The organism is Kitasatospora sp. NPDC033851 (genome assembly GCF_055576085.1).
Genome location: NZ_JBVIRL010000004.1, coordinates 206,985 through 221,694, shown reverse-complemented (window position 1 = coordinate 221,694; position 14,710 = coordinate 206,985). Strand labels below are relative to the sequence as shown.

The window sequence follows — 14,710 nt, the reverse complement described above, 5'->3', positions numbered from 1 at the left end:
GCGGGTTACTCCGGGAGGTGCGGTTCGGACGGCTTGGCGGCCATGGCCTGCGAGGAGCGTGACGCGAAGTCGCGGTCCCCGACCAGGACGGCGTCCACGCCGTCGCTGTCGGAGAGGCGCACCTGCACGGCCTCGCGCAGCGAGGTGGGGAGGTTCTTGCCCACGTAGTCCGCGCGGATCGGCAGCTCGCGGTGGCCGCGGTCGACCAGGACGGCGAGCTGGACGGCGCGCGGCCGGCCGATGTCGTTCAGCGCGTCGAGCGCGGCGCGGATGGTGCGGCCGGAGAAGAGCACGTCGTCGACCAGGACGACGAGTTTGCCGTCGATGCCGCCGGGCGGGATCTCGGTGTGCTCCAGGGCCCGGGCGGGCTTCAGCCGCAGGTCGTCCCGGTACATGGTGATGTCCAGGGTGCCCAGCGGGATCTCGCGCCCGGTGATCTGGGCCAGCCGGCCGTGCAGGCGGCGGGCGAGGTGGACGCCCCTGGTGTGGATGCCGAGCAGCACGACGTCCTCCGCGCCCTTGGCGCGCTCGACGATCTCGTGTGCTATCCGGGTGATGACCCGGGCGATGTCCGTGCCGTCCAGCACCTGGTGCGGCGGCCGCGGCGTCGGTTCCTGCAGCGTGGATTCTCGGTGTGCGGTCATGCCGAAGCGGACCTCCTTCCCCGCCTCACTGGACGGGCCTTAAAGGATGTCTGGGATCGCCCCCGCCGGGTCGGCGTGGGCTTCGGGTCATCCTAGCAGCGCCCGGGACGGCAAACAGAAGTCCACCATTCCGCTTCCGGGGGTTAACACCCCGGACGCGCCGACGATGCGGGCCATTCGCACGACTGCCCCATTCGGCTTGACGCAACTACCTTACTCTACGTAACCTCACAGTGAGTTACGAGACGGAGTTCGAACCCACCGGTAACGGCGTCGACAATCGCCCGTGACCCACCACTGAACGCGAAGCAATCTCGTCCGGGGAGATCAATGTCCAGCGACTACGCGAAGCAACTCGGAGGCAAGCTCCGAGCGATCCGCACTCAGCAGGGTCTCTCCCTGCATGGTGTCGAGGAGAAGTCCCAGGGGCGCTGGAAGGCAGTCGTCGTCGGCTCGTACGAGCGCGGCGACCGTGCGGTCACCGTGCAGCGGCTGGCCGAACTGGCGGAGTTCTACGGCGTCCCGGTGCAGGAGCTGCTGCCCGGCGGCACCCCCGGCGGCGCGGCCGAGCCGCCGCCGCGCCTGGTCCTCGACCTGGAGAGACTGACCCAGGTCCCCTCCGAGAAGGCCGGCCCGCTGCAGCGCTACGCGGCGACCATCCAGAGCCAGCGCGGCGACTACAACGGCAAGGTGCTGTCGATCCGCCAGGACGACCTGCGCACCCTGGCGGTCATCTACGACCAGTCGCCGTCGATCCTCACCGAGCAGCTCATCTCCTGGGGCGTGCTGAACCCCGACGCGCGCCGTGCGGTGCGCGAGGAGGACGCGAGCTGAGGCTCACCGCACCGGCTCCCGCCAGCGGATCCTTGCAGCTTCCAGCATGCTTTTCACCCGTGCTGGGAAGCAGAAACGTCACGGCGCGGCACCCCGAACGGGGGGCCGCGCCGCGGCGTGTCCGGGCGCGGCGGGTCACTCGTCAGCAGACGGTGCCCAGGCTGTAGCCGGGCTGCGCCGCCACCCCGTCCAGCCGGACCGGCCGGTCCGCCGGCGCCCAGTCCTGCCCGCCGCTCGACCACGCCCAGGAGGCCGGCAGGTACTCCCCGCAGGAGGCGGCCGAGCCCTGCGAGCCGTGCAGCACCGCGACGCCCGGCAGCTCCAGGGCCAGCCCGGCGCACAGCACCGCGCAGACCAGCTCCAGGTCCTCGTCGTTGATCCGCACCACGCCGTCCTCCCACTGCAGCACCCGCGCCGCCGCGGTCAGCTTCCCGCCGGGCGCGTCCACCCGCAGGCGCAGCTCGTACACCCCGGCGCCCGCGCCGACCAGCATCCGGCGGAACACCTCGCTCCCGCGCTGGTGGGCGGCGCGCACCCAGCCCGCGTGCTCCTCGTCCTGCTCGCCCGCGCCCCCGTACAGGGCCCCGTCGAGCAGCAGGTCGACGTGGCAGAGCGTCAGCCCGTTCTCCCGGGCCCGGACCAGGCGCGGCACGAAGTCCCCGGCCAGCTCCTCGCCCTGATAGGCCAGCAGCTGGGACTGCAGCGGCGGGTTCACCAGGTAGCGGTCCCGGGCGGCGGGCTCGGCCGGGTCCAGCCCGTTGAGCAGGCAGAACTCCTCGAAGTCCTGCGGGTGGAACATCCGGGCCCGGACGGTCTCGAAACGCTCCAGCGCGTCGGCCAGCAGCTCGGCGGTGTCGGCCAGGTAGCGCTCGAAGTCGGGGGCGTCGGAGATCCCCCAGGCGCGGGCCCGGGCGAAGTCCGCCGCGTCGGCCAGCACCCCGATGACGAACGCCTGGTCGGCCCCCTCGGCCCGCTGCGGCCGGTGCGGCGCCCGCACCACGGGCCGCGAGCCGCCGGCGGTGCAGTCGGAGTTACGGCGGGCGCGACCCTTATGACTCATCGGTGGCTCCTGGCTTCGGCGGTGACGGTCGGCGGCGGGCTCGCCGCTGACCGCCTTCCTCCCCACCCCCCGCACGCCGCACACGTACGGCGTGTCACAGGAATGTAACCACCGGTAATAGCATCGGCGTCGGGAGCTACCGCGGCACCCGGGCCAGCTGGCGGGACTGCGCGACCAAGCGGCCGGACTCGTCCCAGACCTCGGCGTCCTCCTCGAAGTACCCGCCGGCCAGGTTGCGGGTCGCGTGGGTGACGCGCAGCCAGCCCGGGGCGGGCTTGGCCCGCAGGTGGACGGTCAGTTCGATGGTCGGGGCCCAGCCCGGCATGCCGAGGTCGAAGGTGACCGGCGGCAGCGCGTCGGCGACCAGCAGGAGCAGCAGCGGGTCGGGCTCGCGGCCGTCGGCGAGCCGGAACCAGCCCTGGATCCGCCCGTTGCCGGAGGGCTGTCCGAGCGCCCAGCCGACGGTCGCCGGGTCCAGCCGCAGGTCGAAGCGCTCCAGCAGGGCGGCCTGGGCGATCAGCTCCTTGGGCGCGTGCTCCACGCCGATGCACTGGTCCGGCGGCGGCAGCTGCGGAGGCTGCGCGCTGGTGCGCACCTCGCCGTCGGCGGTGGAGAGGTCGCCGTGGCTGGCCACCACGCGCAGCCGCTCGACGCCGTCCTGGCTGAGCGAGGCGGTGCCGGTGGAGAGCCCGCGCCCGGCGCGCAGCACCTCGGTGCGGACGGTGGCCGGCCCGGGGGTGGAGGCGGACAGGTAGTAACCGCTGATCGACACCGGGTCCGGGTGCGTGCCGTGCTCCAGCGACAGCGCGTGTCCGGCCACGGCGAGCAGCAGCCCGCCGTTCACCCCGCCACCGATCTGCCAGCCGGCGCCCAGCTCGGCCTCGTAGCGGCCGGCCTCCTCGGGGTGTCTGGTCAGGGCGATGCCCTGGTCGAACTCGCTGCGGGTCGCGGTGGTCATGTGGGGGGGACCTGCCCTTCGCACGTGGTTCCGAACGCCAAGTTACTGACGAGTAGGTTCCCACCTTACGCCGAGCGGGTGAAACGCGCGACGGCCGCCGGACCCGAAATTTCGGGTCCGGCGGCCGTCTGCGGGGCATCGTCCGGTTATCGGCGGATGCTCGGCTTCAGCTCCAGGAAGCGGGCGAGCAGGCCGTTGACGAAGGCCGGGGAGTCGTCCGTGGAGAACTCCTTGGCGATCTCGACGGCCTCGTCCAGGACGACCGCGTCCGGGACACCGTCCTCCCAGATCAGCTCGTAAGCACCGAGTCGCAGGACGTTGCGGTCCACGATCGGCATCCGGTCGAGCGTCCAACCCACCGCGTACTGCGAGATCAGGTCGTCGATCCGGCGAGCGTGCTGGACGTACCCCTCGATCAGCTCCATGGTGTACTCGCCGATCTGCGGGGTGCCCTCGTCAGGCTTCGGCTCGCGGGCGCGGGCCACCCAGTCGGCGAGGACCTGCTGCGGGTCGACCCCGCGATGGTCGGCCTCGAAGAGGATCTGGAAGGCCCGGGTACGGGCCTTGCTACGTGCGGCCGACACGGACTTACTTCACCCGGCCGAGGTAGCTGCCGTCGCGGGTGTCGACCTTGACCTTCTCACCGGTGGTGACGAAGAGCGGCACCTGGATCTCGGCGCCGGTCTCCAGGGTCGCCGGCTTGGTGCCACCGGTCGAGCGGTCACCCTGGACGCCCGGCTCGGTCTCGGCGATGGTCAGCTCGACGGAGGTCGGGAGCTCGATGTACAGCACCGCGCCCTCGTTGGTGGCGACCAGGGCCTCGAAGCCCTCCAGCAGGTACTTGGCGGCGTCGCCGACGACGGCCTTCTCGATGGTCAGCTGGTCGTAGGTGTCCATGTCCATGAACACGAAGTTCTCGCCGTCCATGTACGAGAACTGCATGCCGCGCTTGTCGACGTTGGCGGTCTCGACCTTGGTGCCCGCGTTGAAGGTCTTGTCGACGACCTTGCCGGTCAGGACCTCCTTGAGCTTGGTACGCACGAAGGCCGGGCCCTTGCCGGGCTTCACGTGCTGGAACTCGACGACAGACCAGAGCTTGCCGCCGTCCAGCTTGAGGACCATGCCGTTCTTGAGATCGTTCGTGGAAGCCACGGGCGCACTTACTCCTGGATATAGCTGTCAAGGAACCAAGGGATTGCGTCCTGCCGCCCACGGCCGTCGAGCGGCCGCGGTCACAGGGCGAGGAGCTCCTTGGTGGTGATGGTGAGCAACTCGGGCCCGCCCTCTTCGAGGGGGCGGACGACGAGCGTGTCCTCGATCCGGACACCACCCTTGCCCGGGAGATGAACCCCTGGGCCGACGGTGACCGGCACGCGGCTGTCCAGTTTACCCATGTCCGACGGACCGAGGCGCGGCGCCTCCCGGATCTCCAACCCGATGCCGTGGCCCACCGGGTGCGGCGAGGCCTCGCTGTGGCCCGCCGCTTCCAGGACCTGCCGGGCGGCCCGGTCGGGTACGCACTGCTCCACGCCCGGTCCGAGCGCCTCCCGGCCGGCCCGCTGGGCCCGGAAGACCAGCCGGTGCAGCTCCACCTGCCAGGGCGCGGGCGCGGCCCCGATCACGAAGGTGCGGGCGGTGGAAACGCCGTAACCGCGGTACTGCGCGCCCATCACGACGGTCAGGAAGTCACCCTCCTCCACCCGGCGGTCGGTCGGCTGGTGGGCGGCCTGGCCGGAGTGGCTGCCGGTGCCGACCGACACCGGGAAGGCGGCCCGGTCCGCGCCGTGGTCGATCATCCGGCGCTCCAGCTCCATCGCCAGGTGCCGCTCGGTGCGGCCGACCAGGATCGACTCCAGCAGCTCGCCGAGCGCCTGGTCGGCGATCTCGGCGGCGATCCGCAGATCGGCGATCTCGTGCTCGTCCTTGACCACCCGCAGCCGCTCGACCACCTGCCCCAGGTCGACCAACCGGGCCCGCTCGGCCAGGCCCGCCACCGCCCGGTGGCGGCTGACGGTCAGGTCGTGCTCCTCCACCGCCAGAGCCGCCACCCCGAAGCTCGCCGCGGCGGCCGCGGCGGCCAGCGCGGTGTCCGCCCCGGCCGCCACCGGCAGCTGGGGGACGTCCGGGGCGATCAGGTGCTCCCCGGAGTCGTCCGGCGGCAGGTCGTCCGGCAGCGCGAGCAACACCCGCTCCCTGGTCAGCAGCAAGGTCGCTCCACAGGGCGCGCAGCCCGTCAGATACCGCACGTTCGCCGCCCGGGTGATCAGCGCCGCATCGGCCCCGGCCGCACTGCAGTGCTCCCTCACCCGCTCCCGCCGACCCGCGTACGCATCCGCCATGCGTCGAGCCTACGAACCCCCGGGCCGAACCGCCCGCCGAGCACTCCCGACGGAACCCCGGGACACCTCGGGCAGGCGCCGTTCGGCGCGCGAGGACAGGGGTCAGCGCGGCGGCCGGGCGGAGACCACCATGGTCAGCGCCGGCATCCGCCGCCCCGGGTTGCGGCAGACGTGCGGGTAGGAGGCGCCGAAGAAGACCGTGCTGCCGACCGGCACCGGGTGTCCGCGCTCGTCGTGCACCAGGGCCGGCTCGCCCTCGTCGACCCGGATGATCTCCACCGTTCCGGCCGGGTGCTGCTCGCGGCCGCATGAGTGACGCTCATGGCGCTGCCGCATGAGCTGTCCTCATGGGGCGGCCGCATGAGCCGTCCTCATGGCCCGACCTCATGAGTCGAGCTCATGAGTCGAGCTCATGGCGCTGCCGCATGAGCGCGGCTCATGCCCCGGCCCCATGAGCCACTCTCATGCCCTCCGGCTCACGACCCCTCGGGTGCCCAGCGCTTCTCGACCCGGGCGAGCTTCCAGTACCCGATCGCCACCGCCCAGACCACCACGAACAGCCCGGCGATCGCGTAGCCGACGTTGTCCAGCGAGATGTCCGCGATCCAGCCGGTCACCGGGTCGGTCAGGTCGAGCTTCTCGTGCAGCACGCCGATCAGTTCGATGGTGCCGATGATGAAGGCCACCGCGATCGACAGCCCAGTGATGGTCAGGTTGTAGTACACCTTGCGAACCGGGTTGGCGAAGGCCCACTGGTACGCGAAGTTCATGAACGTCCCGTCCAGGGTGTCGAACAGGCTCATCCCGGCCGCGAACAGCAGCGGCAGGCAGACGATCGCGTACCAGGGCAGCCCGGAGGCCGCGCCCGAGCCCGCCATCACCATCAGGGTGACCTCGGTCGCGGTGTCGAAGCCCAGGCCCAGCACCATGCCGACCGGGAACATCTGCCCGGGCCGGGTGATCGAGCGGGTCGCCCGGTTCAGCACCCGGGCCATGAAGCCGCGCGAGTCGAGGTGCGCCTCCAGCTCCGCCTCGTCGTACTGCCCGGCCCGCATCGCCCGGAACACCTTGATGATGCCGAGCAGCGCCGCCAGGTTGAGCGCGCCGATCAGGTAGAGGAACACGCCGGAGGTGGTCGTCCCGATCATGCCGAGCCACTTGTGGGTGGCCGAGTCGTCGTCCATCAGCGTGCTCGCCAGCTGCGCGCCGCCCGCCACCAGGGCGGACATGAGGACCACCATCGAGGAGTGCCCGAGGGCGAACCAGAAGCCCACCGAGACCGGCCGCTTGCCGTCCGCCATGAGCTTGCGGGTGGTGTTGTCGATCACCGCGATGTGGTCGGCGTCGAAGGCGTGCCGCATGCCGAGGGTGTACGCGGTGATACCCAGGCCCACCCCGAAGACCTGGGTACCGACCGCGTACCGTTCGGGTGCGACCAGGAAGATGAGCGTCCCGAAGGCCACCACGTGCATGGCCAGGATCACCCCCATCAGCCCGGCCGTACGGACGGTGTCCTCGCGCTTCCACCGGAAGGTGGGCAGCACGGACGGGACCGTTCTCACGCCCGCTTTCACGTCTGCGGCGGCGGTTTCGGGCAGGGTCATCTTCGGATCACGCTCCAGCACCTCGTGGAATCACTTCGTGAGATGCCGTGGCCGGTCTCCTGGCTTACGGGACGTCCGTACCCGCCTTCCCAGGTGCGCGAGGCACCCAGTGGCGTCGTGGGTACGGACGACACTCCTCCGGGGACGGAGGAGTGACCCGATCACAGTGGCGAGGGCCGCTCCGGAATCCGGACCCCTGAGGGTCCGTCACCGGTCTTCCCGAGCACCACGGCGGGCAACACCGTAGGGGCCACGCCCCGACCCATGCAAGGCTGCGCACCTGCGCAGGTGTCCAGGATCACAGCACGCCGCCTGCAAGAATGTCCGCATGCATCTCGTACCGGCCGACCGCGCGGGCCACCGCACCATCGACGGACACCGGGTCTGCGAGGCCATCGCCGCGATCGGCGACGCCGCGCACGTCCGGTCCTGGTCCGAGCGGTTCTCCCTGCTCGCCGACCCCGGACGGCTCGCCCTGCTGCTCGCCCTCCACCGGGCCGGCCCGCTCGCCGTCACCGATCTCGCGGTCGCCACCGGCATGCGCGACACCGCCGTGTCCCAGGCCCTGCGGCTGCTCCGCACGGCCGGTGTGGTCACCGGCGACAAGGACGGACGTGTGGTGCGCTACCGGCTCGTGGACGAGGACATGCGCCCCCTCCTCGACGCGTGCGCCGCCGCCGAGCACCACGAGCCCACCGCAGCGGCGGGCTGACCGACACTCGGGAAACAGCACCCGGCGCGCCACCCCGGATGAGTACGATCATGGTGTGCCGTCCCACCCCCACGTCTGGCCCGCCGACCGCTGGAACACCCGACCGGTCAAGGCCCGCGTGCTGGCGGTCGCCCGCACCCTCACCTCGGCCACCCGGGTCCTGGACGTCCTCACCCTGCTGAACCCCGACGGCATCGCCCGGTACTTCACCGTCAACCCCGGCTCCGCCTTCGCCGACCGCGCCCTCGACGAGTACCTGCACGGCCTGCCCGGCTTCACCGTGCTGGACTGGGAGGACGCCGTCCGGCACCGCTTCGACCTGGCCGTCGCCTGCGCCGTCCACTCCTCCATGCACCGCCTGGACGCCCGGCTCGTCGTCCTCCCGCACGGCGCCGGCTACAACCGCCTGGTGACCGAGTCCACCGGCGACACGGTCAGCGCCGCCGGCCTGTCCCGCAACGAACTCACCCACCGCGGGCGGGTGTTCGTGGACGTCCTCGGCCTCTCCCACCCCGAGCAACTGGACCGCCTGCGGGACTCCTGCCCCGAGGCACTGGACGTCGCCCACGTGGTCGGCGACCCGTGCTTCGACCGGATGCTGCACAGCCGACGCTCCCGCGACACCTACCGCGCCGCACTCGGCGCCGTCGACGGCCGACGGCTCGTCGTCGTCAACTCCACCTGGAGCGAGCACTCGTTATTCGGCCGCCGCCCCGACCTGCCCCAGCGCCTGGTCCGCCGGCTGCCCGCCGACGAGTACACCGTGGCCGTCGTCCTGCACCCCAACATCTGGAGTCGGCACGACCCGGAGTCCCTGCTCGACGCCGCCCGCCGGATGGGCCTGCGCCTGATCCCGCCGCACCAGGGCTGGCAGGCCGCCCTGGTCGCCGCCGACGTCTTGATCGGCGACCACGGCTCGGTCTCCTTCTACGGCGCCGCCCTGGAACGCCCCACCATGCTCGTCGCCACCGGCGCCGCCGAGCTCGACCCGCGCTCCCCCAGCTACGCCTTCGGCCAGGCCGCACCCGTGCTCGACCCCGACGGAGACCTCCCCGCCCAGGTCGAGAAGGCCCTGGCCCGGGACCCCGCCGACCTGCGCGAGATCACCGACCGCTCACTCGCCCGCCGCGGCGAATCCGCCCGGGTGCTGCGCCCGCTGCTCTACTCCTTCCTGGAGCAACTGGACGAACCAGGGGACGAACCGGCCCTGCCGCCCTACCCCAAGCCCGTCCTCGGCCCCGGAGCCGCCGACCGGCCCACCGCCTACGACGTCGAGGGCGCGAGCGAGGGGACGGAGGTCAGCCTGCGGCGCTACCCCTTCGACCCGAAGGACCACAGCCCACGGGGCTTCCACGCCCTCACCGACGAGCACCCCGGCGACGCCCTGCGCTACACGGCCGAGGTCCTCGCCCGGACCGAGGTGCACGCCGAGCGCCCCGCCGAACGCTGGCTCGCCGACTCCGCCGCCGAACTCCCCGGCCTCGCCGTCGCGGTGGCCGCCCTCGGCCCGGACCGTCACCTGCTCCGGCTGCGCACCGGCCTGCTGCTGGCGGCCTGCGCCGAACCGGACTGGACGGGCACCGCCCCCAGCGTCGATCCGCTGCTGCTCGGCTCCGCCGTCGCCTGCTGGCTCGCCGACGGCGGCGACCCGGCCGCCCTCCCCGAGCACGGGCTCACCATCCGCACCGGCGAGCGCCACACCCGGGTGTCCTTCCGTACCGGACCGTAGGGCCCAGACCATAGAGCCCGGACCGTAAGGCCTAGCTCGACAGTTGGCGCAGCCGCTCGCGGCTGCGTTCCGCCAGTTCCTCGTCGCCCTGCTCCTCGGCGAGGGTGAGCAGCAGGGTGTGGGCCTGCGCCTCCTTCGCGTACTGGCTGCGCTGCCCGGCCTGCCGGGCGCAGTCCTCGGCCTGGGCGACGGCGAGGTCCAGCTGTCCGAGCGCCCGGTGGGCCCGGGCGCGGACCAGCGGCAGCTTCATCAGCATGTCGTTGTCGTGCGACTCCTCGGCCTGGGCCGTGGCCTCGGCCAGGACGGCCAGCGCCTCCTCCGGCCGGCCGTCGGCGATCAACGCCTGCGCCAAGGTGGTAGGCCTGGACGATCTCGCCGTGGTCGTCGCCCCGGTTCTCCGCCAGGGCCAGGGTGAACCGTTCCACCGCGTCGCCCGGGCGACCGTCGGCCAGACACAGCAGGCCGTCCATCTCGTAGAGCACGCCGACGACCTGGCGGTTGGTGACCAGCGGCGCCTGCTCCGTGGCGAGCGCGAACTGTTCGGCGGCGAGCGGGTACTCCTTGCGGTCGAGGTAGGCGCGGGCCAGTTGGTTGCGCATCCGCACCACGGCGTCCGGCTGGTTGTCCCACTGTGCCGACTCGATGCCGAGCCGGTGGGTGGCGATCCAGTCCTGGAAGAGCTTCCGGTCGTGGTAGAGCAGCCAGAGCGACTCGCAGAGCCGCCACACCTCGCCGTGCCAGCCCTGCTCGGCCGCCGCCTCCACGACCGCGCGGAAGTTCGCCCGTTCGGCGTACAGCCACTCCAGGGCCGCGGTCTCGGAGGCGAAGCGCGGCAGGTCGTCGCCGCTCGGGTCCTGCAACCGGAGTCGCTGCTTGGCCATCGCACGGTCGGCGAGTGAGGCCCGGCCGCGGTAGTACGCCACGACGCCGGCGAGGAGTTCCTCGTGGTCGGGCAGCTCGCGCGCCCGGGCGTAGGCGTGCAGCCGCACCACGTCGTGGGCCCGGAAGCGGGCCTCGCGGTCGTCGTCCAGCACCTCGTCCACCAGGTGGACGGCCCGCAGCTGCTTGATCGCCTGCCCGGCCCGCGCCACGCCGACCGCATGCGCCAGTTCGGCCGACACGAAGGGGCCGGGGTGCACGCCGATCAGGTGGTAGAGCGCCCGGGCCTCCGACGACAGCCGCTCGTAGACCAGGTCGTACGTCGCGCCGAGATCACTGTCCTCGTCTTCCAGCATCGCCAACCTGCCCTCCCGGTCGTGCAGTTCGGCCACCACCCGGTCGACCGGCAGGTGGTCCTGGTCCAGCAGCTGGCTCCCGACCGCGTTCAGCGCGAGCGGCAGCCCGCCGCACAGCTCGACCAGTTCCGCCAGCTCCGCGTCGGTGCCCCGCCCGGAGCCCAGCCAGGCCCGCACCAGGTCGGTGCCGGCCGTCGCGCTCAGTGGCCCGAGCTGCCGCACCTCCGCGCCGTCCGTCCGCAGCGCGGGCAGCCGCCGCCGACTCGCGACCACCACCAGCCCGCTGGAGGGAAGCAGTGCCCGGACCTCGGCCGCGTGCTCGACGTTGTCCAGGAAGAACAGACAGCGGCGCTCGGCGGTCACGGTTCGGAAGGTGGTGAACCGCTCCGCCTCCGCCGCCGGGGGCTCGGTGCCGAGGGCCCGCAGGAAGCCGGCCAGCAGCTCGGGGAGGTCCACCCCGCCCTGGTGCCGGTAGGCCAGGAGGTCCGCGTAGAGGTCGCCGTCCGGGAAGCTCGCCCGGTGCTCCTCGGTGAACTTGGCGATCAGCTCGGTCTTCCCGACCCCACCCAGGCCGGTGAACACCACGAGCCCGAGTCCGCCCGCCTCGACCCGACCCAACGCCGCCATCAGGGCACCGAGTTCCGGCTCACGGTTGACGAACGGGCCGTGCGGCTCACGTACCTGACGAGGCCTCGGCACCGGCTTCGGATCGGCACCGGCCGGGTGGATGTGCAGCGACCCGATGTCCCGGGCCTGCACCACATGGCCGCCCACCGTGGCACCTGACACGGTGTTGGCCACCTCGTGACGCTCCATCCACCCGCTCCCTCCGCCCGGTCGGCCGGCCCCAGCCTACGGGCTGGGCACCGGGCCGGAAGGCGGATCGGCGAGCCGGAGTGCGGATCGGCGGCCCACCGGATCAGTGGCCCGCCGGATCAACGGCCCACCAGGTCAGGGCCTCAGGCCGCCTGGCAGGTCGGGCACCAGAAGAGGTTGCGCGCGGCGTGCGCCTCCGTGCGGACGTCCGTGCCGCAGACCAGGCAGGGCATGGCCGCCCGCCGGTAGACGTACACCTCGCCGCCGTGGTCGTCCACGCGGGGCGGGCGGCCCATCGCCTCGGGGGTGTGCTCGGGACGGACGGTGTCGATCCGGCCGACCGCGGCGCCTTCGCGCATCAGCGCCACCAGGTCGGCCCAGATCGCGTCCCATTCCTTCCGAGTGAGGTCGCGCCCGGCCCGGTGCGGGTCGATGCCGTGGCGGAACAGCACCTCGGCCCGGTAGACGTTGCCCACCCCGGCCAGCACCTTCTGGTCCATCAGCAGCGCGGCGACCGTCGTCCGGCTGCCCGCTATCCGGCGCCAGGCGGCCTCCGGGTCGGCGTCGGCGCGCAGCGGGTCGGGGCCGAGGCGGGCCGCGACGGCGGCCTTCTGGGCGTCGGTGACGAGCACGCAGGTATTGGGACCGCGCAGGTCGGCGTAGCCGTCCTCGCTCTCCAGCCGCAGCCGGACCAGGCCGACCGGCGCGGGCGCCGGGCCGGTGCCGAAGGCGAAGCCGCCGTAGAGCCCGAGGTGGATGTGCACCCAGGCGCCCTCCTCGAAGCCGAGGAAGAGGTGCTTGCCGGTGGCCTCGGCACCGGTGAGCAGTTGCCCGTCGATCACCTTGGCCTCGTCGGCGAACCGGCCCTGCGGGCTGGAGACCCGGACCGGGCGCCCGCCGAAGGCCTTCCGGTTCTCGGCGGCGAGGCGGTGGATGATGTGGCCTTCCGGCACGGGCGTCAGCTCCCCCGGGTCGTTGGACAGGACGGGCCGCTGGGCGGGCCCGAGGACATGTCCATCATCGCAGCCGGCTCCGACACCACCGCGGCCCCTCGGATCAACGGATCGACAGATCAACGGATCGGCGAAGTGCGCAGGTCAGCGGACCGGCATGCCCATCAGCCGGGCCAGGATGACGCGGTCCAGCTCGGCGGCCGTCCCGGCCACGTCCAGGTAGGAGTTGTCGATGATCGGCAGCCCGGAGTTGTACCAGCCGGCCATCCGCCCGTGGATGCGTGCCACTTCCTCGTCCCCGAGGCGCCGGTTGCCGCTGCGCCGGGCGTTGCGGCGCAGCACGGAGTCCAGGCTGGGCAGCAGGACGACCGGGATCATGCCGGGGCCGATGTGCCGCTTCCAGCCGCCGAGGCCGATCGCCGGGCGGTCCGGGAAGACGGCGTCGTCGATGATGCAGGAGATGCCGTTGGCCAGGTAGTTGCGGCAGGCGAAGCCGCAGGTGCGGCGGGCCAGCCGGTACTGCGCCTCGGAGGCGTTGTTCCAGCCGGACTGCGGGTTGGCGAAGCCGGACTGCACCCATTCCCGTACGTCGTCCAGGCTGATGTGCGCGGTCGGGGTGGGCCGACGCTCGGCCCAGTACCGGGCGACGGTGGTCTTGCCGGCCCCGGCCGGACCGATCAGCAGGACGGCGATCGGGCCGGTGGGCGCGTGCTGCTGCGGCGGGTGGGCGGGCAGCTGGACCGGCGTCCCGGACGGCAGCACGAAGTGCCCGGTGCCTCCTGCGGGAACCGGCGCGCTGGGCATCGGAGCGGGCGCCGGGACCGCGGCGGGGGCCGGAGCCGGGCCGGCGGCCGGCACGGGAGCCTGCCCGGGGGCCGGCGGAGCAACGGGTGCCTGCGAACGAGTCGGCGCGGGCGGAACCGGCGCGGGCCGAACCGGTGCGGGCTGAACCGGCGGCGGAGGCGGCGGTGCGACCGGCGCTCCCGAGGGGTTCACCCCCGTACCGCCCCCCGGCGGCACCGGCGGAGCGGCGGGACGCGGCGGGACCTGCCCACCTCCGGCGTACTGCGTCACGGCACCCTCCCGACACCTCTCAGCGGGGACACTACACGGCGGCCCGGCGGCGGGCCCAGTCCGCCGCCGGGCCCCCGCCGGGGGGGCGGGGGGCCCCCCCCCCCCGGCGGGGGGCCGGGGCCCCCCCCCCCCCCCGGGGGGCGGGGGGGGCCGCGCGGGGACCTCCCCACCTCCGGCTTACTGCGTCACGGCACCCCCCCCACCCCTCCCCGCGGGCACACAACCCGGCGGCCCGGGGGCGGGCCCAGCCCGCCGCCGGGCCCCGGCCGTGCGGCCGGTCCGACCCCACCTGCGGGAGTCGGACCGGGCCGCCCCCTCAGCGCGTGGTGAGCTGCTCGGCCAGCGCGCGCAGCGCCAGCTCGTACGAGCCCAGCCCGAAACCGGCGATGGTGCCCGACGCCACCGCGGCGATCACCGAGGTGTGCCGGAAGGTCTCCCGGGCGTACGGGTTGGAGATGTGCACCTCGATCAGCGGCGCGGTGCGCTGCGCGGCGGCGTCCCGCATCGCGTACGAGTAGTGCGTGAACGCGCCCGGGTTGATCACCACGGGCACCTGCCCGTCGGCCGCCTCGTGCAGCCACTCCACCATCTGCTGCTCGGAGTTGGTCTCGTGCACCTCGACCTCGAAGCCGAACTCCTTGCCGAGCTCGGTGCAGCGCTCGACCAGACCGGCGTACGAGGTGGCACCGTAGACGTCCGGCTCGCGGCTGCCGAGCCGGCCGAGGTTGGGGCCGTTGAGCACCATCACCCGG

General features: G+C 72.9%; 14 protein-coding genes, 1 pseudogene and 1 riboswitch. Of the genes and pseudogenes, 3 read left to right on the top strand and 12 right to left on the bottom strand.

Going from position 1 to position 14,710, the window contains the following annotated elements:
* Nucleotides 1–5 precede the first annotated feature (5 nt).
* The gene (gene pyrR, locus ACZ51D_RS10500) at nt 6–644 is read right to left on the bottom strand and encodes a bifunctional pyr operon transcriptional regulator/uracil phosphoribosyltransferase PyrR (protein WP_360507547.1); all 639 of its coding nucleotides are present in this window, start codon (nt 642–644) and stop codon (nt 6–8) included.
* Between the two features lie 330 nt (nt 645–974).
* Here pyrR and bldD point away from each other — a divergent pair, with 330 nt between their 5' ends.
* The gene (gene bldD, locus ACZ51D_RS10495; RefSeq protein WP_030056198.1) at nt 975–1,478 is read left to right on the top strand and encodes a transcriptional regulator BldD; all 504 of its coding nucleotides are present in this window, start codon (nt 975–977) and stop codon (nt 1,476–1,478) included.
* Between the two features lie 142 nt (nt 1,479–1,620).
* Here the strand turns inward: bldD and ACZ51D_RS10490 are convergent, their stop codons facing one another.
* From ACZ51D_RS10490 to nicT, 7 genes are all read right to left on the bottom strand, one after another.
* Complete coding sequence (locus ACZ51D_RS10490; protein WP_465661853.1) at nt 1,621–2,538, bottom strand: hypothetical protein; 918 nt, start codon at nt 2,536–2,538, stop codon at nt 1,621–1,623.
* Nucleotides 2,539–2,674: 136 nt separating this feature from the next.
* Nucleotides 2,675–3,496 carry a thioesterase family protein gene (locus tag ACZ51D_RS10485; RefSeq protein WP_360507553.1) on the bottom strand — a complete coding sequence of 274 codons (822 nt, stop codon included), beginning with the start codon at nt 3,494–3,496 and terminating at the stop codon, nt 2,675–2,677.
* Between the two features lie 146 nt (nt 3,497–3,642).
* On the bottom strand, nt 3,643–4,080 hold the full coding sequence (gene nusB / locus ACZ51D_RS10480; RefSeq protein WP_360507556.1) for a transcription antitermination factor NusB: 438 nt from the start codon (nt 4,078–4,080) through the stop codon (nt 3,643–3,645).
* Nucleotides 4,081–4,084: 4 nt separating this feature from the next.
* Nucleotides 4,085–4,648 carry an elongation factor P gene (efp, locus tag ACZ51D_RS10475; protein WP_360507559.1) on the bottom strand — a complete coding sequence of 188 codons (564 nt, stop codon included), beginning with the start codon at nt 4,646–4,648 and terminating at the stop codon, nt 4,085–4,087.
* Between the two features lie 80 nt (nt 4,649–4,728).
* Entirely contained in the window at nt 4,729–5,835 is a 1,107-nt protein-coding gene (locus ACZ51D_RS10470) for a M24 family metallopeptidase (protein WP_360507562.1), read from the bottom strand.
* 102 nt (nt 5,836–5,937) lie between these two features.
* Entirely contained in the window at nt 5,938–6,171 is a 234-nt protein-coding gene (locus tag ACZ51D_RS10465; RefSeq protein WP_465617102.1) for a cupin domain-containing protein, read from the bottom strand.
* Between the two features lie 140 nt (nt 6,172–6,311).
* Nucleotides 6,312–7,439, bottom strand: coding sequence for a Nickel transporter NicT (gene nicT, locus ACZ51D_RS10460; RefSeq protein ID WP_465617100.1), 1,128 nt, complete (start codon nt 7,437–7,439; stop codon nt 6,312–6,314).
* A 32-nt stretch (nt 7,440–7,471) separates the two neighbouring features.
* Nucleotides 7,472–7,685: riboswitch (cobalamin riboswitch) on the bottom strand.
* An 82-nt stretch (nt 7,686–7,767) separates the two neighbouring features.
* Between nicT and ACZ51D_RS10455 the strand changes: the two genes are divergently transcribed.
* Together ACZ51D_RS10455 and ACZ51D_RS10450 are read left to right on the top strand one after the other, a co-directional pair.
* On the top strand, nt 7,768–8,151 hold the full coding sequence (locus ACZ51D_RS10455) for an ArsR/SmtB family transcription factor (RefSeq protein WP_465617098.1): 384 nt from the start codon (nt 7,768–7,770) through the stop codon (nt 8,149–8,151).
* A 55-nt stretch (nt 8,152–8,206) separates the two neighbouring features.
* Nucleotides 8,207–9,880: a hypothetical protein gene (locus ACZ51D_RS10450; RefSeq protein WP_465661851.1), complete on the top strand. Its 1,674-nt coding sequence runs from the start codon at nt 8,207–8,209 to the stop codon at nt 9,878–9,880.
* 1,553 nt (nt 9,881–11,433) lie between these two features.
* Here the strand turns inward: ACZ51D_RS10450 and ACZ51D_RS10445 are convergent.
* From ACZ51D_RS10445 to aroQ, 4 genes and pseudogenes are all read right to left on the bottom strand, one after another.
* Nucleotides 11,434–11,931, bottom strand: a pseudogene (locus tag ACZ51D_RS10445) (AAA family ATPase); the annotation flags it as partial.
* Nucleotides 11,932–12,074: 143 nt separating this feature from the next.
* Nucleotides 12,075–12,884 carry an Fpg/Nei family DNA glycosylase gene (locus ACZ51D_RS10440; RefSeq protein ID WP_465617092.1) on the bottom strand — a complete coding sequence of 270 codons (810 nt, stop codon included), beginning with the start codon at nt 12,882–12,884 and terminating at the stop codon, nt 12,075–12,077.
* Nucleotides 12,885–13,028: 144 nt separating this feature from the next.
* Entirely contained in the window at nt 13,029–13,958 is a 930-nt protein-coding gene (locus ACZ51D_RS10435) for an AAA family ATPase (protein WP_465661849.1), read from the bottom strand.
* 316 nt (nt 13,959–14,274) lie between these two features.
* Nucleotides 14,275–14,703: a type II 3-dehydroquinate dehydratase gene (gene aroQ, locus ACZ51D_RS10430; protein WP_360498551.1), complete on the bottom strand. Its 429-nt coding sequence runs from the start codon at nt 14,701–14,703 to the stop codon at nt 14,275–14,277.
* Nucleotides 14,704–14,710: the final 7 nt, after the last annotated feature.